The organism is Curtobacterium sp. SP.BCp, from assembly GCF_051903255.1.
Classification (GTDB): domain Bacteria; phylum Actinomycetota; class Actinomycetes; order Actinomycetales; family Microbacteriaceae; genus Curtobacterium.
In genome coordinates this window covers 1,903,221-1,922,705 of sequence record NZ_CP194338.1, presented here as the reverse complement: position 1 = coordinate 1,922,705, position 19,485 = coordinate 1,903,221, and the positions used below count along the sequence as shown (strand labels likewise).

Below are 19,485 nucleotides of genomic sequence, written 5' to 3'. Positions count from 1 at the left end.
GGAGGCCCGGTGCACGCTCCCGAGTCCGACCTGCGTCCGCACGACGCCGACTTCGCGACGGCGCTGCCGTCCGGCGCGCACGAGCGGTCGCGAGGGTCCGCGCGCGGTCGGTCGCTCGGCCGGTCGCGCGGTTCCTCCGGCGCGGTCGGTGTCCGCGGGGTCGGCCTCGACCAGGTGGAGGCAGTGAACCCCTTCCGAGCGCTCCCGCTCGGCGCCGCCCTGCCGCTCGCGGTCATCGGCGGCATCCTGCTGGCCCTGTCCTTCCCGTCCCCGGGGTGGTGGTTCCTCGCCTACCCGGCCGTGGCGTGCCTCCTCGTCGCCGTCATGGGACAGCGGGCCGGCCGCGCAGCCTGGCTCGGCTACCTCGCCGGGGCCGCGTTCTGGATCCCCGCGATCTCGTGGGCGGGCCGCTACCTCGGCCCCGTCCCGTGGTTCGCGCTCGCGCTCCTCGAGGCCGCGTACCTCGCCCTCGGCAGTGTCGCCATCGCGCTCGCGTACCGCTGGCTCGCCCGGGTGCTGCCGTCGACCGCCGGGCGGGTGTGGGGCCTCCCGGCCGTCGTCGCCGCACTCTGGACCGGACGAGAGTGGTTCTCGGGCAGCTGGCCGTACGGCGGCTTCGCGTGGGGCCGCATCGGGCTCTCGCAGTCGCAGGGGCCCTTCACCCACCTGGCCGCCTACGTCGGGGTCCTCGGGCTGACGTTCGTCGTCGTGTACTGCGTGGCCGTCGTCGTGTCCCTGGCGCTCGTCCGGCCGACCCGGCCCGGCGCGGTCCTCCGACTGCCGGCGCGGGTCGCGACCGCCGGCCTCCTCGTGGCCGCGGTGCTCGCCGTACCCGCCTGGCCGACGGCCGTGGACGGCACGATCCGCATCGAGTCGGTCCAGGGGAACGGACCCGCGGGGTACTTCGACGGGGCGCAGCCGGGTGAGGTCCTCGCCGCGCAGGTCGCCGCCACCGACGTCGAGGCGAAGGGCGTCGACCTCGTGGTGTGGCCCGAGGCGTCCGCCGAGTACGACCCGCGCCAGCAGCCCGTCGTGGCGTCGGCGCTCGACTCGGTCGTCCGGTCGGTCGGTGCACCGATCGTCGCTGGCGCGATCACCCAGACACGGTCCGGGGTGCTCCACAACACGTCGTTCGTCTGGACATCCCAGGGGTGGCAGTCGTCCTACGACAAGAAGCGTCCCGTGCCGTTCGGCGAGTACGTGCCCGACCGCTGGTTCTTCTCGAAGCTCGCGCCGTCGCTCATCGGCCTGTTGCAGCGCGACTACACCCCCGGGACGAAACCGAACGTGCTGTCCGTCGCCGGGATCAAGGCGGGCATCTCGATCTGCTTCGACATCGTCGACGACGGCCTGACGACGGACATGGCGCGTGGGGGAGCGCAGGTGATCCTGGCGCAGACGAACAACGCCGACTTCGACGGCACCGACGAGAACCTCCAGCAGCTCGAGATCGCTCGGATGCGAGCCATCGAGACGGGGCGCTCCCTCGTGAACATCTCCACCGTCGGGGCGTCCCAGGTGATCGACCCGAGCGGACGCACGATCGACCGCGTGCCGGCGTACACCGCGACCTCGATGGTGACGGACGTGCCGCTCGGGACCTCCACGACGCCGGCGACACTGATCTCGGGTTCCCTGACACTCCTGCTGTCGCTCGGCGGCCTGCTCGTCCTGCTCGCCTGCGCCCCCTGGTCTCGTCGGCGCCGCTGACCTCGGCTCGGTGCGGGCGGGGGTCCACGAAGCGCGCGCGTCCCGACGATGCACCTCGTGATCGACGCGTGGTTCGTCGCGTCCGGTGCGCATGGCACGCTGCGCCGACACCGTACGGGGCACGTCGACGCGGCGCGATAGCCCGACGTCGTACGACGCCGCCGTTGTCGTACGACGACGGCACGGTCGCTCCTTGCGCCCGCTGGCTCGAGCGGACCGCGAGCAACGGCACCGCCGCAGTCGTACGACACCGGCCCGGTCGCACGACAGCGGCAGCCCACCCCGCTCCGCGCCCTCCCGTCCCCGTCGTGTCGGCCGCCGTGGCCGCCGTGGCCGCCGTGGCCGCCGCCGGACGCCAGATCACGCGGTCCCGAGTCCCCGCGGCCGCCCACTGGGAACGCACTGTGAATGCGCCGGTCGGGGAACGAACCCCCGTGGGACAGTGTTGTGGAGGGCAGGACGAGCGGAAGGAGCACACCGATGGCTGATCGAAGTCTTCGCGGCATGCGGCTCGGGAGTCAGAGTCTCCAGAGCGAAGAGGGCGTTGAGCTCTCGGACCGCAAGCGCGCGGTCTACCAGTCCGACTCCGGCGAGACGTTCGACGTGATCTTCTCGGCCGATGCCGAGGTCCCGTCGACCTGGTCGGACCCCCGATCTGGACGCGAGGGTCGACTCCTCGGCGACGACGGCGTTCCCGTCGAGGTCGCAGAAGAGGACGTCAAGGCACCCCGGACCCACTGGGACATGCTGCTCGAGCGTCGCTCGCGTGAAGAGCTCGAGGAGCTCCTGCAGGAACGGTTGCAGTTCCTCCGCGCACGCCGTGGCGCCTGAACCACCCTCAGAAGCGAAGAAGCCCGCCCCGGATGACCGGGGCGGGCTTCTTCGTGCGCATCTAGTTGCGTGCGCGTTCTACTTGGTGTCGCCGAGTTCGTCGCTCGTGGCCTCGTCGGCTGCTGCCAGCCGCGCATCGACGCTCTTGTCGGACTCGGCCAGACGCTGGTCGAGGTCGGACTCCGGCACGATGTCGGCCGCGGTGGCGTCCGGGCGGGGCGTTGACGACGCCGCGGCGTTCGCAGCAGCCGTGTTGGCGAGGCTCTCGTTCGCCAGCTTGGAGATCCGCTCGAGGAAGTCGCCGCCGGCTGCACCCCCGGAACCCGGCGCACCTCCACTCCGGCCGGCCGTGAAGCCCTCGGCGATGCCGGACAGCGCCTTGGTGAACTCGCTCGGGATCATCCAGAGCTTGTTCGCCGTGCCCTCGGCCAGCTTCGGCAGCGTCTGCAGGTACTGGTAGGAGAGGAGCTTCTCGTCGGGGTCTCCGGTGTGGATCGCGTCGAACACGGTCGCGATCGCCTGTGCCTCACCCTCGGCCCGGAGGACCTGCGCCTTCGCGTCACCCTCTGCCTGGAGGATCGCGGCCTGACGCTGTCCTTCGGCCTCGAGGATCTGCGACTGCTTGGTCCCCTCGGCCTGCAGGATCGCCGCGCGACGGTTCCGCTCAGCACGCAGCTGCTGCTCCATGGCGTCCTGGATCGACACCGGCGGCTCGATCGCCTTGAGCTCGACACGACCGACGCGGATACCCCACTTGCCCGTGGCCTCGTCGAGCACGACACGGAGCTGACCGTTGATGTTGTCGCGGCTGGTCAGGGCCTCCTCGAGGTTCAGGCCACCCACGACGTTGCGGAGCGTGGTGGTGGTGAGCTGCTCGACCGCGCCGAGGTAGTTGGCGATCTCGTAGGTCGCCGCCCGTGCGTCGGTGACCTGGAAGTACACGACGGTGTCGATCGAGACGACCAGGTTGTCCTCGGTGATCACCGGCTGCGGCGGGAACGAGACGACCTGCTCGCGCATGTCGATCAGGGGACGCAGTCGGTCGATGAACGGCACGAGCAGGTTCAGACCCGGGCTGAGCGTCTTGTGGTACTTGCCGAGCCGTTCCACGATGCCGGCGGTCGCCTGCGGCACGATCCGGATCGCTCGGGCGAGCACGACGATCACGAAGATGACGACGACGAGGATGAGCAGGAGGAGCAGGATCGTCCCCGTTGAGAGGGAGGTCATGAGGCGTCTTTCTGATCGATGCGGACGACGGCGGTGGAGCCCTCGATGGACTCGACGACGACGGGGGTGCCCAGGGCGGGCAGACGGTCGGTGGGCATGCCCGCGAGCCGGGCGCTCCAGGTCTCACCATTGGCGAGCCGGACCTGCCCGGGAGAGGACGAGGTGAAGGCGACCGCGACGGTGCCGGACAGGCCGACGAGTCCGTCGATGCCGGTGCGGTGCGGGTCGGCACCCCGGTTGAGCGCGTGCAGGAGGCGCGGGCGCACCAGGAGCAGCAGGAGGAGGGCGAGGGCGGCCGCGACGAGCGCGGACAGCCACCACGGCGCACCGAGCAGGGCTGCGATCAACCCCCCGGCGGCTCCCGCCGCGAGCATGATGAAGATGAAGTCGAGCGTGAACATCTCGACCACCCCCAGGATCAGCACGAGGCCGATCCACACGATGGTCTGGATCCAGTCAGGTCCGGACACGCGATCTCCCTCCCTCGGTCGCGCACGGCGTTCGCTGCGTCGCGACGGCCGGTCAAACTCCGTTCAACATATCAACTGCGACCGACAGCCGCGCCCCGGACGGTAGGCTCGTTGCGGCAACGAGACCTCCGACCCCACCTGGAGCACGACTGTGAGCAACCCCCTCGCCCCCGGATCCCTCGCCGACAAGCGCGTCCTCGTGACGGGTTCGTCGCGCGGCATCGGCGCCGACACCGTCGGGTACCTGGCGGAAGCCGGCGCGAAGGTCGTCGTGAACTACCGGAACAAGGCGAAGCGTGCCGAGCAGATCGCGGAGAAGATCGTCGCCGACGGCGGCGCAGCGCTCGCCGTCGGCGCGGACCTGACGGACCACGACTCGGTCCAGGCGATGGTCGACCAGGTCGTCGCGGCGTGGGGCGGCATCGACCTCCTCGTGCTCAACGCGTCCGGCGGCATGGAGTCCGGACTCGGCGAGGACTACGCGCTCCGCCTGAACCGCGACGCACAGGTCGACATGCTCCGCACTGCGGTCCCGCACATGCCGGCCGGCTCCCGCGTCGTGTTCGTCACCAGTCACCAGGCCCACTTCGTCGAGACCGCGGAGACGATGGAAGAGTACGTCCCCGTCGCCAAGAGCAAGCGTGCCGGCGAGCTCGCACTCCGCGAGCTCATCCCGCAGCTCGAGGCCGCCGGCATCGAGTTCGTCGTCGTCTCCGGTGACATGATCGAGGGCACCATCACGGCGACCCTCCTCAACCGCCTCAACCCGGGTGCGATCGAGGGGCGCCGGCAAGAGGTCGGCAAGCTCTACAGCGTGTCCGAGTTCGCCGCGGAGATCGCGCTCGCAGCGATCGAGCCGATCCCGGCCGACCACACCAAGCTCGTCGGCGACGTCAGCGGCTTCGGCGCGTAGCGTCGACCGGGTGACCGCGAAGCCCGGCCTGCGCCGCACCTCCCGCATCCTCCTGTTGGACCCGGACGGCCGGGTGTTCCTGATGGACACCCGTGCCCCGTCCTCCGACGGCTTCCACCGCTGGATCACACCGGGCGGTGGGGTGGACCCGGGGGAGTCGCACCGTGACGCGGCCGTCCGCGAGCTCCGCGAGGAGACCGGCATCGTCATCGCCGACCCCGGCGAGAGCGTGTGGTCGCAGGACTTCGACGTGACCTGGGACGAGGCCGACCACGATCGCGGCCACGCCGAGTTCTACGTCGTGCACACGGACGGCTTCCGACTCGACGACAGTGGCTGGACCGACGACGAACGCGTCGACATCACGGCGTCGCGCTGGTGGACCGTCGACGAGCTCGCGGCGACCGAGGAGCCGTTCGAACCGGCGGAGCTCCCCGACCTGGTCCGTCGAGCAGCGCGGTCGCGCGGCTGACCTGCTCCGCAGCGGCCTGGAGGCGCGACTCGCGTCCGCCACGACCGTCCCGTCCACAGGGGTGTCGGTCCCGACTCTCTGCGCGGTACGGTGATGTACATGCATACCGGTTCCGGACACGCTGCCGACCAGCACGACCGCATCCGCGTCCGCGGGGCGCGCGAGCACAACCTGCAGGACGTCGACGTCGACCTGCCGAAGCGCCGACTGACGGTGTTCACCGGTGTGTCCGGATCGGGCAAGAGCTCGCTCGTCTTCGGCACGGTCGCGGCCGAGTCGCAGCGGATGATCAACGAGACGTACAGCGCGTTCGTGCAGGGCTTCATGCCGTCGCTCGGTCGCCCCGACGTCGACGTGCTCGACGGGCTGACGACCGCGATCGTCGTCGACCAGGAGCGCATCGGGGCGGACCCGCGCTCCACCGTCGGGACGGTCACGGACGCGAACGCGATGCTGCGGGTGCTCTTCAGTCGCCTCGGCCAACCGCACGTCGGCGGCCCGAACGCGTTCTCCTTCAACCTCGCGACGGTGTCGGCCGGGGGAGCGATCACCGTCCAGAAGGGCACGAACGTCAAGGCCGAGCGCGTCACCTACAACCGGCTCGGTGGCATGTGCGCCGACTGCGAGGGCCGCGGACTGGTGACCGACATCGAGCTCGCGCAGCTCTTCGACGACACGAAGTCCCTCGCGGCCGGCGCGATCACGATCCCCGGTTACGGCACCGACGGGTGGAACCTCCGCATGTTCGCCGAGTCCGGGTACGTCGACAAGACGAAGCCCATCCGCGACTTCACCGAGCAGGAACGGCAGGACTTCCTGTACCGCGAGCCGACGAAGCGGAAGATCGCCGGCATCAACATGACGTACGAGGGGCTGGTGCCGCGAGTCCGCCGCTCCTTCCTGCAGAAGGACCGTGAGGCGATGCAGCCGCACATCCGCGCCTTCGTCGACCGAGCGGTGACGTTCACGACCTGTCCCGCGTGTGACGGGACCCGACTCAACGACACCGCCCGGTCCTCCCGGATCGACGGGCAGAACATCGCCGACGTCTGCGCCATGCAGATCAGCGACCTCGCGGCCTGGCTCCGAGCGCTCGATGCGCCGAGTGTCGGCCCGTTGCTCGACGGACTCCGGGACGCCGTCGACTCGTTCGTCGAGATCGGGCTCGGCTACCTGTCGCTCGACCGTCCGACCGGCACGCTCTCCGGGGGAGAGGGGCAGCGGGTGAAGATGGTGAAGCACCTCGGTTCGGCGCTGAGCGACGTCACCTACGTGTTCGACGAGCCGAGCACGGGGCTGCACCCGCACGACGTCGAGCGGATGAACGAACTCCTCCTGCGCCTCCGCGACAAGGGCAACACGGTGCTGGTCGTCGAACACAAGCCCGAGGTCATCCGGATCGCGGACCACGTGGTCGACCTCGGGCCCGGTGCCGGATCCGACGGTGGTCGGGTCTGCTTCGAGGGCACGGTCGACGAACTGCGTGCGAGCGACACGGTGACCGGTCGGCACCTCGGCGACCGGCAGGCGCTCCGCACCGACGTCCGGACACCCACCGGCGCCCTCGAGATCCGGGGCGCGTCGGTGCACAACCTGCAGGACGTCGACGTCGACGTCCCCACCGGCGTCCTGACCGTCGTGACGGGCGTCGCGGGATCCGGCAAGAGCTCGCTGATCCACGGCGCCCTGTCGCACCGGGACGGCGTCGTCACCATCGACCAGGCCGCCATCCGTGGTTCCCGACGGAGCAACCCCGCGACGTACACGGGACTCCTCGAGCCGATCCGGAAGGCATTCGCGAAGGCGAACGGCGTGAAACCCGCGCTGTTCAGCGCCAACTCGGAGGGCGCCTGTCCGGCGTGCAACGGTGCCGGGGTCGTCTACACGGACCTCGGCATGATGGCCGGCATCTCGAGCACGTGCGCCGAGTGCGGCGGCAAGCGCTTCGACCAGTCGGTGCTGGCGTACCACCTCGGCGGCAAGGACATCAGCGAGGTGCTGGCGATGTCGGTGTCCGAGGCCGAGGGGTTCTTCGCGGAGGGCGACGCACGCATCCCGGCGGCGCACGCAGTCCTCGGGCGACTCGTCGACGTCGGACTCGGCTACCTCACGATCGGGCAGCCGCTCACGACCCTGTCGGGCGGGGAACGCCAGCGGCTCAAGCTCGCCGTGCACCTCGGGGAACCCGGCAACGTGATCGTGCTCGACGAGCCGACCACGGGGCTGCACCTCGCCGACGTCGCGGGGCTGCTCGGCCTCCTCGACCGGATGGTGGACGCAGGGCACACGGTGGTCGTCATCGAACACCACCAGGCCGTCATGGCACACGCCGACTGGATCATCGACCTCGGCCCCGGTGCGGGACACGACGGCGGGCGCGTGGTGTTCGAGAGCACGCCAGAGGAGCTCGTGTCCGGTCGCTCGACGCTGACGGCGCAGCACCTGGCGGACTTCGTGGGCACCTGACGGGTGGCGCGGCCGACGGGGAGCCGCTCCGCTCGGACCGCTACAAGACAGTTGCGCAGTCGGCCGTCGCACTCAGCGACGCGCGCGTACGGTCCAGCGCATGACGTACAGCCAGCCTGACCCCGCTGAAGAGACCACCGCAGCCGCGACCCCCGAGCAGCCCGACACCGACGAGCAGTTCCTCGAGGAGTCCGGCCGCGAGGACGCCGCGCTCGAGATCGACGCCGAAGACGTCCCGACCGAGGGTGACGACACCACCGAGGGCGCCGCGGACGACAGCGCACCGACGGGGGAGTGACCGCAGCGCGCTCGGCTGGACCCCTCAGCCCGTCCGCAGCGCGGTGACCATCGACCGCAGCGCCCGCCGCGCCGCCGCGCGTTCGGAATCGTCCATGCCCGTGAGCATCCGGTCCTCGACACCGCGGACGGCCGCCGTGGCACGGGCGAGGTCGGCTCGTCCCGCCGCGGTGAGCGTGACCGGCACCACCCGCCCGGCAGCAGCGTCCGGCGTCCGCGCTACGGCACCGTCGCGCTCGAGCGCCTGGAGCAGCACGTTCATGGTCTGCCGGGTGACGAACGCCCCACGAGCGAGATCCGAGTTCGACATGCCCGGCCGCTGCGCGAGCAGTTCGAGACACGAGTAATGGGTCACGTTCATGCCCAGGGGCCGGAGGACGTCCTCCATCGCGGTCCGCAACGCACTCGACGCCTCCTTGAGGAGGTACCCGAGCGATGTCTCGAGGTCGATGCCGGGGGAGTCTTGACTCATGTCAGTAGTCTGACATAGAGTCAGTGTCAGGAAACTGACACACCGAGCAGAGGACACCACCATGGCCGTGACGGGCCCCGACTTCATCTCCTTCCAGGTCCGCGACCTCGACGCTGCGCAGGCGTTCTACGAGCAGTACCTCGGACTCGTCCGGTCGCCGGCGGGTCCGCCGCACGCGGTGGTCTTCACGACGACCCCGATCGCGTTCGCACTGCGCGACGTCGTCCCGGGTACGGATCTGGATGCCGTTCCGCAGCCCGGCATCGGCATTGCCGCCTGGTTCCACGCCGACGGCGTGCAGGACATCCACGACGCACTCGTCGCGGACGGGCACCGCATCGTGACGGCGCCGTTCGACGGCCCCTTCGGTCGCACGTTCACCTTCGCCGACCTGGACGGCTACCAGGTCACGCTGCACGACCGCGCGTGATGTGGGTGCTGATCAGCCGTGGACCGTGACGCGCCGACGGAGAGCGAGTGCTCCCGTCCGGACGCTCGGTGGCAGGGGAGACGACACGACCGTCGTGAACGGCCGCTCGACCGCACCGAGGGACATCTTGAAGCGGCTGATCCCCTCGTCGACCTCCCCGACGAGGTCGACCGCGGTGTGCCCGGTGTGGAGCGCGTGCTGCAGCACGTCGTGGTAGAGCGCGGTGCTCGGGTTGACCGCGCGGAACGCCCGCAGGGTCCCGCCGGCCCAACCCGTCACGACGGGGTGCCCGGTGAAGACCACGATCACGCCGGCGATCGTCCCGTCGACGAGTGCGGTGGCGGTGTACACGTCGTCGCGAGCGGCGGCGTAGCGCTCGACCCGGGCGCCGATGTCCTCCGGGTACGGCGACGGGACCCCGCGACTCGAGTACGACTCGCTGAGGACGCGGGGGAGGAACTCGGTCACCTCACCGGGCTCCGACGGCCGGATCACGACGCCCTTGCGCTCGGCCCGCCGGAGCGACTGACGAGCGCCGTTCTTCATGGCGTGCACGAGTCGCTCGGGCGAGGAGCCGACGAGGTCCACCACGAACGTCCTGTCCGGCAGCCCGGTGACCCCGGCGCGGGCGACCGCGGCGCCGGGATCGGTCGCCGCGCCCGGCCCGAGGTCGTACCGCGCCACGAGGACGCCGTGCCGGAGCTGCCACCGCCGGAAGGCCCGCATGACGGCCACCAACATGTGGTCGGGCACCAGGGGGCCGACGAACGGGAACGGCGGCAACACGGCTCGCGCGAGCACACCGCGGTGCAGCAGGACCGGGAACACGCCGACCGGTACGCCGTCGGACGTCACCACCAGCGGGTCGAAGCGCCAGTCGAAGCACTCGGCCTGCAGCGTGAGCCAGGCCCAGTCGTGGAAGCCGGTCGCTCCGGGGTGCGCCGAGACGAGCGCATCCCACTCGAGTGCATCACGAGCTGACCGGAACCACATCGTCGTACCCACGCCAGGAGCCTAGGCACCTCGAGGCGGCGGGATCGGCGAGTGCGAGAACTCTGCGGCAAGCCGCCGTCACGCAGTTCCGGACCCCAGCTCTATACGCCGATAATGCATATTATGTCAACTCAGGTGGCGGCGCCGCCGTCACCACGTGGCCCCGACCATCCCCGGTCCCGCGGCCGGACGGTCCATCGCCAGGATCGCCCCGGGCAGTTCCTCGAACGCGATCGTGCGTCCGATCGAGTCCGCAGGACGCAGCCGGCCGGCAACGACGTCCTCGAGCATCGCTGCGTACTCGGACACTGCGATGCCGTGGCTCCCGAGCAGCTCGAGCTCGTCGCCGATCACCCGGCCCATCGGGATCGCCGGGGTCGCCTCGTCCCCGAGCAGCAGCCCGACCTGGACGTGCCGGCCCCGAGGGCGCAGGGTCCCGACGGCGGCGACCGACGTCGCACGGCTCCCGAACGCGTCGACGGAGACGTGCGCACCGCCACCGGTCAGCTCGCGGATCCGGTCGACCGCATCGTCGTCCATGAGGACGGTCTCGGCGCCGAGCTCCGCAGCACGCCCGAGCGCCTGCGCTGATATGTCGGACGCCACGACCCGTGCACCGGCCGCCACCGCCACCTGCACCGTGGAGAGACCGACGCCTCCGCAGCCGAACACCGACACCCACTCCCCTGCCGTCACCCGCCCTCGGGTGTGCAGGGCGTGGTAGGCGGTACCGAACCGGCACCCCAGGCTCGCGGCCTCGGCGAACCCGACCGCGTCCGGCAGCGTCACGACGTTCAGGTCGGCGTGCGGCACCATGACGAGTTCCGCGTACGACCCCGGCAGGTCGAACCCGGGCTGCTGCTGCGCCGTGCACACCTGCGTGGCCCCGGCGAGGCACTGCTCGCACTCGCCGCACGCGAAGACGAACGGCGCGGTGACGCGGTCCCCCACGGCTGTACGACGGACGTCGGCGCCGACCGCCGCGACCTCGCCGGCGAACTCGTGGCCGGGGACGTGCGGCAACGACACCGAGTCGTCGTGGCCGGTCCAGGCGTGCCAGTCGCTCCGACAGACCCCGGTGGCCCGAACCCGGACGAGGACACCGTGCGGCGGCAGCACGGGCTCCGGGAGTTCGACGACGGTCGGCACGGAACGGAAGTCGGAGTACTGCACAGCTCGCACCCGCTCATCCTGGCAGACGGGCGACGCCGCGGGCTGACCCGTCAGCGGCCGTCGGTGCACGCCCGTAGGCTCCTGTGCATGCGTTCATGGTCGGCCTTCGCACTCGTGCTGCTCCTGGCGGCGTCCTTCACCGCAGGAGCGGCCCCGGTGTCGGCGCACTCCGCCCTTGTCTCGAGCGACCCCGCGGCCGACTCGACGGTGAGCGTTCCGCTCGACCGCGTCACCCTGACCTTCTCCGAGGCGCCGCTTGCCGGCCTCGACGCCGGTCTGCGGATCGAGGTCCGCGACGGATCGGACCGAGACGTGTCCTCGGGCTCCGTCGAGGTGGCCGGCACCGCGATGTCGAAGGCCGTGACGCTGGCCGACGGGCCCTACCGGGTCGTCTGGCGGTACGTGTCACCCGATGGTCACCCGATCACGGGCGAGTACGGGTTCACTGCCTCGGGCGTCGCCTGGACGACCCCGAGCGCCGCCCCGACCGGGTCGCCCGCACCGTCCACGTCCGCGACTGCCGGACCGATCGCGACGGCCACGGCCGGACCCGCCAGTGCGACGACCCACGCCGGCCACTCGTCGGTCGCCGTCTGGGTGATCGGTGCGGTCGCGCTCCTGGCGGCAGCAGCTGCGGTGGTCGCCGCCGTCATCCGGCGTCGTCCCGCTCGCCCGGCCGCGCGGGACGACGACACCCCGGCCGGCGGCGCGGCGGCCTGAGCGCCGTCGTCCGGCGTCGTCCCGCTCGCCCGGCCGCGCGGGACGACGACACCCCGGCCGGCGGCGCGGCGGCCTGAGCGGGTACCAGCGGTCGCCGGCACGCCGGCTCCCCACCCGGCCTGGAGGCACGGATCGCCGCCGCCTCGTCGGTCGCGCGGGCGGTCACGCAGCCGTGAACACGAGTGACGCGTTCTGACCGCCGAACCCGAACGAGTTGTTGAGCGCCGCGCGCACCGGGGTGCGCCGCGCCGCGCCCGACACCACGTCGAGGTCGATCGCGGGGTCGAGCCGGTCGAGGTTCAGGGTCGGCGGGACGACACCGGTCTCGACGGCGCGGAGGGCGAGGATCGACTCGACGGCTCCAGCAGCGCCGAAGAGGTGACCGATCGCACTCTTCGGGGCCGACACCGCCGCGCCCGTGCCGACCGCCCGGGCGATGGCAGCGGCCTCCCCCACATCTCCGACCGGCGTGCTCGTCGCGTGGGCGTTGACGTGGTCGATGTCACGCGGCGCGACACCGGCCATCCGGATCGCCGAACGCATGGCACGCTCCTGCTCGCTGCCGTCGGCGAGCGGCGCCGTGATGTGGTGCGCGTCCGAGGTGATCGCCCATCCGGCCAGGCGTCCCCGTACGTGCGCGGCTCGTGCCCGGGCGTGGTCGGCACGTTCGAGCACGACGATGCCCGCTCCCTCGCCGAGCACGAAGCCGCGGCGGTCCGCGTCGAACGGGCGGGAGAGCGTCGCCGGGTCGTCCTCGCCCGGCTTCGCGAGGGCCTGCGACTGCGCGAACGACGCCATCGTCACCGGGGTGACCGCAGCTTCGGTACCGCCGGCCACGACGACGTCGGCCTCTCCGGTGGCGATGAGCCGCGCCGCGGTGACGAGCGCCTCGGCCCCGGAGGCGCACGCGGACACCGTCGTGTACGCGCCGGCTCGCGCGCCGAGTTCGATGCTGATCTGCGCGGCAGCTCCGTTCGCCATGAGCATCGGGACCGCGCGCGGCGACACCCGTCGGGCGCCGGCGTCCCCGAGCACGTCGTGGGCGTCGAGGAGTGTCTCCACTCCCCCGATGCCCGTCCCGACGACCACCGCGAGCCGGTCGCCTTCGACGCCGGGCGCTCCGGCGTCCGCCCACGCCTCGTGCGCTGCGACGAATGCGAGCTGCTGGCTGCGGTCGAGGCGGGCGGCACGCACGCGACCGAGGGCGGTGTCGGCGTCGAGTGCGGCGTCCGCCCCGACCCGGATCGGCACCCGGTCCCACAGGTCGCCGCTGCGGCCGAGGACGTGCACCCCGGAGCGACCAGCGACGAGCGCGTCCCAGAGCACGTCGACGCCGTGGCCGAACGGGGTGACGCTGCCGTACCCGGTGATGACGATGTCCACGCGGAACCTCCTGCTTGTACGTTGAACAAGTTGAGTTGTACCACGTACAATTCCGGCATGGCAACCGAGGGTGACGGCACGACCGCGCGGGGGTCGGCGACCCGTGCACGGATCATCGCTGCGACGGCGGGGCTCCTCGCCGCGGGAGGGTCGACCGACGTGACGGTGAGCGGCATCGCCCGGGCAGCGGGCGTCTACCCCAACCAGATCACGCACCACTTCGGCTCGAAGGACCGCCTCGTCCTCGACGCCGCGTTCACGCTCTTCCTCCGCGACACGAGCCGGATGCAGGCAGCGGGACGGCGGGTCGGCTCCCCCGGTGCGTTCCGGACCCTCCTGGCGCGCACGACGCTGGCGATGCCGTCGCTCCCCCTCGTCGTGGCCGCACTCGGGGTCGGCGGGCGGGAGCGCAGCGCGCACCTGCTCGGTCTGCTCTTCCGACAGTCCGAGCGCTACCTCGCACGGGTCGCCGCCGACCGCGGGTGGGCCAGCCGCTCGCTCCACCGCGACGTCAGGACGTTCTGGAGCGCGGCGTTCGGAGCGGCCCTCCTCCGTGCGGCCGGTGGGACGGGTGGCCCCGAGGACGTCGACCTCGCCGCGACGCTGTCGATCAGCGCGGGGCCGGCCGACGCTCCCTGAGCCCCGTCACTCCCCGAAGCCGGACTGCACGAGCCCGACCAGTGCGTCGACGGCGTCCTGCGCGTCGTCCCCCGAGGCCTCGATGCCGATCGTCGCGCCCTTCGGCAGCGCGAGCGCCATGATCGCGAGGAGGCTCTTCGCGTCGACGCCGTTCACACGCACCCGTGCGTCGAACCGCGCGGCGGTCTTCACGAACTCCGCCGCCGGGCGGGCGTGGAGTCCGCTCTCGTTGCGGAGCTCGACCGAGGCCGACGCGACGGCGGCGTCCTCGGGGCTGGAGCCGACCGACCCGTCGACGGGTGCCGACGCGCTGTCGGGTGTCGTGCCTCCAGGCAGCTCCGCCGTGCTCGGTCCGGCGGCGCTGGCGGCTGCGGCGAGGACCGCCGCGACGTCGCCGCCGGTCTGCGCGGCGACGGCCGCTGCGACCGTGCCCTCGACGAGCGGCGCCTGCGAGACGTGGACCCGTGCTCGGTCGTCGTCGTCGAGGAAGTCGAGCGCCGTGTCGGTCGTCAGGTAGGCCGAGCCGAGGTCGCACAGCACGACGACCCCGTCGGTGTCCCGGAGCTCCTCGAGCCCCGCGGTGATGGCCTCGAACGAGGTGCCGATGCCGCCGTCGTCGGTGCCGCCTGCGGCCACGAGCCGGACGTCCGCCGCCATCTGCCGGGCCAGCTCGACGGTCCCGGAGGCCACGGCCGCGCTGTGCGAGACGACGAGGATGCCGACGGTCACGCGGCGTCCACCGCGGCGCGCAGGAGGTAGACCGTCGACTGCGCGCCGGGGTCGCGGTGACCCACGGCGCGCTCACCGAGGTAGCTCGCGCGTCCCTTGCGGGCGACGAGGGCGTCCGTCGACTCGGCACCGGTCGCGGCGGCGTCCGCAGCGGCGGCGAGCACCTGCTCCGGGGCCGCTCCGGCCTCGGCGGCCGATGCGGCGGCGTCCACTGCCGGCGTCCACGCGTCCACCATCGTCTTGTCGCCCACCTCGGCCTTGCCCCGCGAGACGACACCGTCACGCGCCGCGGTCAGCACGGCCACGAGCGCCGACGCGTCGAGCACCTCCGCGTCACCGGCGGCTTGTGCGGCCTTGAGGTACGCCGTGCCGAACAGGGGACCGGCGGCGCCGCCGACGGTGGAGATGAGCTTGGTCGCGACCGTCTTGAAGACCGAACCCGGGGTGTCGAACGACCCGGCGTCGATCGCCTCGACGACGGCGCGGAACCCGCGGTCGAGGTTCTCGCCGTGGTCCCCGTCGCCGATCTCGCGGTCGAGCGTCACGAGCTCGGCGCGGTGGTCGTCGATCGTCGCTGCCGAGCGACGCACCCAGTCGATGGCCCATGCGGTGTCGAGCGCCAATGCGGTGTCCCTTCTGCGGCCGGCCCGTGGTCCGGGCCGGGATCGTGGTCCGGTGGGTCAGCGACCCCAGCGCAGGGCCGGGGTCTCCACCGGGGCGTCCCAGAGCGCGGTGAGTTCGTCGTCGAGCACGGTGACGGTCAACGAGAAGCCCTGCATCTCGAGGGACGTGACGTAGTTGCCGACCAAACTACGCGTGACCTCGTAGCCGCGGTCGGAGAGGACCTCCTCGGCGCGTCGGTAGGCGATGTAGAGCTCCGACTGCGGCGTGCCGCCCATGCCGTTCACGAGGAGGAGCAGCTTCGACCCCGAAGGAGCCTCGAGGTCGGTGAGGATCGGTTCGAGGACACGGTCGACGAGCTCGTCTGCCGGGGCCATCGCGATCCGCTCCCGCCCGGGCTCGCCGTGGATGCCGATGCCGAGTTCGACCTCGTCGTCGGCCAGGGTGAAGGAGGGCTCGCCGGCGTGCGGCACCGTGCCCGACGAGAGCGCGAGGCCCATCGACCGGGTGACCTCGTTCACGTGGCGAGCGACCGCGGCGACGGCGTCGAGGTCGTCCCCGCGCTCGGCCGCCGCGCCCGCGCACTTCTCGACGACCACCGTGCCCGCGACGCCCCGACGGCCGGCGGTGTACAGGGAGTCCTGCACCGCGACGTCGTCGTCGACCACGACCGACTCGACGCGGACGTCGTCCATCGCCGCGAGTTCAGCGGCGGTCTCGAAGTTGAGGACGTCCCCGGTGTAGTTCTTCACGATGTGGAGCACCCCCGCTCCCCCGTCGACCGCTTTGGTCGCGGCGACGATCGGGTCCGGCGTCGGGCTCGTGAACACCGGCCCCGGGACGGCGGCGTCGAGCATCCCGTGCCCGACGAACCCGGCGTGCAGGGGCTCGTGTCCGCTGCCGCCACCGCTCACGATGCCGACCTTGCCGGAGACGGGTGCATCGGCGCGGCGCAGGTGGATCGGGTCCTCGACCAGCACCACGTGCCCGGCGTGTGCCCGGGCGAACCCGCGGACGGTCTCGTCGACCACGGCGTGCGGGTCGTTGATGAGCTTCTTCATGCGCGGAACTCCTTCGTCGACGGTGACGGGCGCACCTGGACGGTGACGGGTTCACCCTACAGCGGCCGCCCGTTCGCGCTCCGTGCACGTTCGTGCACCAGGATCGCGGCGGGGAAGCCGCTCCGAACGCGCGATCTCGCACCCCCGATGCACGTTCGTGCACTTTCTCGCGGATCGCTCGCGATTCCGTCGCGGAGCCGCGATCCGCGTCAGTATGCTCGCCCCAATCACTCAACGGGGAGTGCCGGACCCGCACCACCGGACCCCCAACCCTCACGCACTGGAGGTCACCGATGGACGGCATCGGCGTCAATTTCCTCTCCGAGCTCGTCGGCACGGCGATGCTCATCATCCTCGGTGGCGGTGTCGTCGCCGCCGTGTCCCTCACGAAGTCCAAGGGCTTCGGCGCGGGCTTCCTCATGGTCACGATCGGTTGGGGCTTCGCGGTCTTCGCCGGCGTCACCGTGTCGTACAGCTCGGGCGGCCAGCTCAACCCCGCGGTGAGCCTCGGTCTCGCCCTGCTCGGCAAGATCACCGTCGGCGAGATGTTCCTCTACTGGCTCGCGCAGCTCATCGGCGCCATCATCGGTGCGGTCATCGTCTGGCTCGCCTACAAGCAGCACTTCGACGAGGAGCCGGACCCGGCCGCCAAGCTCGGCGTCTTCTCGACCGGCCCGGCGATCCGCAGCTACGCCTGGAACGTCGTCACCGAGATCATCGGCACGTTCGTCCTCGTGTTCGTCGTCCTCGCGTTCACCAACGGTGGCACCCCCAAGGAGCTCGGCGCAGTCCCCGTGGCCTTCCTGGTGATCGCGATCGGTGTCTCGCTCGGTGGCCCGACCGGCTACGCCATCAACCCGGCCCGTGACCTCGGCCCGCGCATCGCGCACGCCTTCCTCCCGATCAAGGGCAAGGGCTCGTCCGACTGGTCCTACGCGTGGGTGCCGGTCGTCGGCCCGCTCATCGGTGGCGCTCTCGCTGCCGGCGCATCGACGTTCCTGCTCCCGATCGTCTCCTAGACCCCTCGGCCGTGGTCGACGCCGACACCGTCGTCGACCACGGCACCCCGCCTGCCGGCCCAGCCGCCGGCGGCCCTCGCCCGCCAGCGCACTGCTGACCCGGGCACCCCGTCCGACCGGCGCAGCAGCCGGCCGGGCACCCCGCCCGACCGGCACAGCAGCCGGCCCGGGCAGCACGAAGCCCGGTCGGCACCGCAGCCGACCGTGACACCGACACCCGTAAGGAGCACCAATGGCCGACTACATCGTCGCCATCGACCAGGGCACCACCTCGACCCGAGCGATCGTGTTCGACCACTCCGGTTCCATCGTGTCCGTCGGACAGAAGGAGCACGAGCAGATCTTCCCGCGCGCCGGATGGGTCGAGCACGACCCGGCCGAGATCTGGGACAACACCCGCGAGGTCATCGGCCAGGCGCTCTCCCGCGCCGACATCACGCGGCACGACGTCGCCGCCGTCGGCATCACCAACCAGCGCGAGACCGCGGTGGTCTGGGACAAGAACACCGGCAAGCCGGTCTACAACGCGATCGTCTGGCAGGACACCCGCACCCAGGCCATCGTCGACAAGCTCGCCGACGGTGACACCGACCGCTACAAGTCGGTCGTCGGCCTCCCCCTCGCCACCTACTTCGCGGGCACCAAGATCGTCTGGATCCTCGACAACGTCGACGGCGCCCGCGAGAAGGCCGAGGCGGGCGACCTCCTCTTCGGCACGACCGACACCTGGGTCCTCTGGAACCTCACCGGTGGCGTCGACGGCGGCGTCCACAAGACGGACGTCACGAACGCGTCGCGCACCCTGTTCATGGACCTCGAGACGCTCGAGTGGCGCGACGACATCCTCGCCGACTTCGGCGTGCCGAAGTCGATGCTCCCCGAGATCGTCAGCTCGTCCGAGGTCTACGGCCACGTCGAGTCGTCGAACCTCCTCCGCGAGGTCCCGATCGCCGGCATCCTCGGCGACCAGCAGGCCGCGACCTTCGGCCAGGCGGCGTTCGACCAGGGCGAGTCGAAGAACACCTACGGCACCGGCAACTTCCTCATCTTCAACACCGGTACCGAGATCGTCCGGTCCGAGAACGGCCTCCTCACCACCGTCGGCTACAAGCTCGGCGACCAGGAGACCCACTACGCCCTCGAGGGTTCGATCGCCGTCACCGGATCGCTCATCCAGTGGCTCCGCGACAACCTCGGACTCATCGGCAGCGCCCCGGAGGTCGAGGCCCTCGCCAAGACCGTCGAGGACAACGGCGGCGTCTACTTCGTCCCGGCGTTCTCCGGCCTCTTCGCGCCGTACTGGCGTCCGGACGCCCGCGGCGCCATCGTCGGCCTCACGCGCTACGTCAACAAGGGCCACATCGCCCGTGCCGCACTCGAGGCGACGGCGCTGCAGACCCGCGAGGTCCTCGACGCGGTGAACGCCGACTCCGGTGTGGACCTCACCGAGCTCAAGGTCGACGGCGGCATGACCGCGAACAACGAGCTCATGCAGTTCCAGGCCGACATCCTCAACGTGCCGGTCGTCCGACCGGTCGTCGCGGAGACCACGGCGCTCGGTGCGGCCTACGCCGCCGGTCTCGCCGTCGGCTTCTGGGCGAACCTCGACGAGCTCCGCGCCAACTGGCAGGAGGACCAGCGCTGGGAGCCGCAGCTCGACGACGCCGAGCGCGACCGCCAGCTCCGCCTCTGGAAGAAGGCCGTCACGAAGACCTTCGACTGGGTCGACGAGGACGTCCAGTAGTCCGCTGCTGACGTGACCGCCTGGAGGCGCGGTGCGGGTCCGACGGACCGGCACCGCGCCTCCAGGCCGTTGCGGTGGTCGCGGGGCGCTGCGCCGGTGTCCGACCCCCTCT

General features: G+C 71.5%; 20 protein-coding genes. 11 read left to right on the top strand and 9 right to left on the bottom strand.

Translation table 11 applies throughout. From position 1 onward, the window contains the following. Positions 1-9 precede the first annotated feature (9 nt). Complete coding sequence (gene lnt, locus ACRQ4C_RS09280) at positions 10-1,710, top strand: apolipoprotein N-acyltransferase (RefSeq protein ID WP_439688472.1); 1,701 nt, start codon at positions 10-12, stop codon at positions 1,708-1,710. A gap of 480 nt (positions 1,711-2,190) precedes the next feature. Beyond that, the gene (locus ACRQ4C_RS09275) at positions 2,191-2,541 is read left to right on the top strand and encodes an RNA polymerase-binding protein RbpA (protein ID WP_290131715.1); all 351 of its coding nucleotides are present in this window, start codon (positions 2,191-2,193) and stop codon (positions 2,539-2,541) included. A 78-nt stretch (positions 2,542-2,619) separates the two neighbouring features. Here ACRQ4C_RS09275 and ACRQ4C_RS09270 read toward each other — a convergent pair whose 3' ends face one another. Continuing rightward, the gene (locus ACRQ4C_RS09270) at positions 2,620-3,771 is read right to left on the bottom strand and encodes an SPFH domain-containing protein (protein WP_290131716.1); all 1,152 of its coding nucleotides are present in this window, start codon (positions 3,769-3,771) and stop codon (positions 2,620-2,622) included. Next, positions 3,768-4,241, bottom strand: coding sequence for an NfeD family protein (locus tag ACRQ4C_RS09265; RefSeq protein ID WP_439688471.1), 474 nt, complete (start codon positions 4,239-4,241; stop codon positions 3,768-3,770). Before ACRQ4C_RS09265 ends, ACRQ4C_RS09270 begins: the two co-directional genes overlap by 4 nt. Positions 4,242-4,392: 151 nt before the next feature. On the opposite strand from ACRQ4C_RS09265, the gene ACRQ4C_RS09260 reads away from it, so the two are divergent. The 4 genes from ACRQ4C_RS09260 (at position 4,393) to ACRQ4C_RS09245 (ending at position 8,390) form a co-directional block, all read left to right on the top strand. Next, a complete protein-coding gene (locus ACRQ4C_RS09260) occupies positions 4,393-5,154 on the top strand; it encodes an SDR family oxidoreductase (RefSeq protein WP_439688470.1) in 762 nt (253 codons plus the stop codon). Positions 5,155-5,164: 10 nt separating this feature from the next. Beyond that, positions 5,165-5,626, top strand: a complete 462-nt coding sequence (locus ACRQ4C_RS09255; RefSeq protein ID WP_290131719.1) for an NUDIX hydrolase — start codon at positions 5,165-5,167, stop codon at positions 5,624-5,626. Positions 5,627-5,725: 99 nt separating this feature from the next. Continuing rightward, positions 5,726-8,092: an ATP-binding cassette domain-containing protein gene (locus tag ACRQ4C_RS09250; RefSeq protein WP_439688469.1), complete on the top strand. Its 2,367-nt coding sequence runs from the start codon at positions 5,726-5,728 to the stop codon at positions 8,090-8,092. Between the two features lie 100 nt (positions 8,093-8,192). Then, positions 8,193-8,390, top strand: coding sequence for a hypothetical protein (locus ACRQ4C_RS09245; protein ID WP_290131720.1), 198 nt, complete (start codon positions 8,193-8,195; stop codon positions 8,388-8,390). A gap of 24 nt (positions 8,391-8,414) precedes the next feature. Here the strand turns inward: ACRQ4C_RS09245 and ACRQ4C_RS09240 are convergent, their stop codons facing one another. Next, positions 8,415-8,861, bottom strand: a complete 447-nt coding sequence (locus ACRQ4C_RS09240) for a MarR family winged helix-turn-helix transcriptional regulator (RefSeq protein ID WP_290131721.1) — start codon at positions 8,859-8,861, stop codon at positions 8,415-8,417. Positions 8,862-8,922: 61 nt separating this feature from the next. Here ACRQ4C_RS09240 and ACRQ4C_RS09235 point away from each other — a divergent pair, with 61 nt between their 5' ends. Further along, positions 8,923-9,291, top strand: a complete 369-nt coding sequence (locus tag ACRQ4C_RS09235) for a VOC family protein (RefSeq protein ID WP_290131722.1) — start codon at positions 8,923-8,925, stop codon at positions 9,289-9,291. Between the two features lie 12 nt (positions 9,292-9,303). On the opposite strand, the gene ACRQ4C_RS09230 is transcribed toward ACRQ4C_RS09235, so the two are convergent. Together ACRQ4C_RS09230 and ACRQ4C_RS09225 are read right to left on the bottom strand one after the other, a co-directional pair. Beyond that, positions 9,304-10,296 (bottom strand): lipid II:glycine glycyltransferase FemX, encoded by a 993-nt coding sequence (locus ACRQ4C_RS09230; protein WP_439688468.1) that lies wholly within the window; start codon positions 10,294-10,296, stop codon positions 9,304-9,306. 138 nt (positions 10,297-10,434) lie between these two features. After that, entirely contained in the window at positions 10,435-11,466 is a 1,032-nt protein-coding gene (locus ACRQ4C_RS09225) for an alcohol dehydrogenase catalytic domain-containing protein (protein ID WP_439688467.1), read from the bottom strand. 78 nt (positions 11,467-11,544) lie between these two features. On the opposite strand from ACRQ4C_RS09225, the gene ACRQ4C_RS09220 reads away from it, so the two are divergent. Next, a complete protein-coding gene (locus ACRQ4C_RS09220; protein ID WP_439688466.1) occupies positions 11,545-12,177 on the top strand; it encodes a copper resistance CopC family protein in 633 nt (210 codons plus the stop codon). Between the two features lie 162 nt (positions 12,178-12,339). On the opposite strand, the gene ACRQ4C_RS09215 is transcribed toward ACRQ4C_RS09220, so the two are convergent. Then, positions 12,340-13,560 carry a beta-ketoacyl-[acyl-carrier-protein] synthase family protein gene (locus tag ACRQ4C_RS09215; RefSeq protein ID WP_439688465.1) on the bottom strand — a complete coding sequence of 407 codons (1,221 nt, stop codon included), beginning with the start codon at positions 13,558-13,560 and terminating at the stop codon, positions 12,340-12,342. 57 nt (positions 13,561-13,617) lie between these two features. Between ACRQ4C_RS09215 and ACRQ4C_RS09210 the strand changes: the two genes are divergently transcribed. Next, positions 13,618-14,199, top strand: coding sequence for a TetR/AcrR family transcriptional regulator C-terminal domain-containing protein (locus tag ACRQ4C_RS09210; RefSeq protein ID WP_439688464.1), 582 nt, complete (start codon positions 13,618-13,620; stop codon positions 14,197-14,199). 6 nt (positions 14,200-14,205) lie between these two features. On the opposite strand, the gene dhaM is transcribed toward ACRQ4C_RS09210, so the two are convergent. Genes dhaM through dhaK form a run of 3 tightly spaced genes read right to left on the bottom strand, consistent with a single transcriptional unit; the run spans position 14,206 to position 16,610 of the window. Then, a complete protein-coding gene (gene dhaM, locus ACRQ4C_RS09205; protein ID WP_290131728.1) occupies positions 14,206-14,928 on the bottom strand; it encodes a dihydroxyacetone kinase phosphoryl donor subunit DhaM in 723 nt (240 codons plus the stop codon). Then, positions 14,925-15,551: a dihydroxyacetone kinase subunit DhaL gene (gene dhaL, locus ACRQ4C_RS09200; protein ID WP_400414155.1), complete on the bottom strand. Its 627-nt coding sequence runs from the start codon at positions 15,549-15,551 to the stop codon at positions 14,925-14,927. Before dhaL ends, dhaM begins: the two co-directional genes overlap by 4 nt. 57 nt (positions 15,552-15,608) lie before the next feature. Beyond that, positions 15,609-16,610 carry a dihydroxyacetone kinase subunit DhaK gene (gene dhaK / locus ACRQ4C_RS09195; protein ID WP_439688463.1) on the bottom strand — a complete coding sequence of 334 codons (1,002 nt, stop codon included), beginning with the start codon at positions 16,608-16,610 and terminating at the stop codon, positions 15,609-15,611. A 293-nt stretch (positions 16,611-16,903) separates the two neighbouring features. Between dhaK and ACRQ4C_RS09190 the strand changes: the two genes are divergently transcribed. Both ACRQ4C_RS09190 and glpK read left to right on the top strand, forming a co-directional pair. Further along, on the top strand, positions 16,904-17,629 hold the full coding sequence (locus tag ACRQ4C_RS09190; protein ID WP_290131731.1) for an MIP/aquaporin family protein: 726 nt from the start codon (positions 16,904-16,906) through the stop codon (positions 17,627-17,629). Positions 17,630-17,861: 232 nt separating this feature from the next. Next, positions 17,862-19,373, top strand: coding sequence for a glycerol kinase GlpK (glpK, locus tag ACRQ4C_RS09185; protein ID WP_400414148.1), 1,512 nt, complete (start codon positions 17,862-17,864; stop codon positions 19,371-19,373). Positions 19,374-19,485 lie beyond the last annotated feature (112 nt).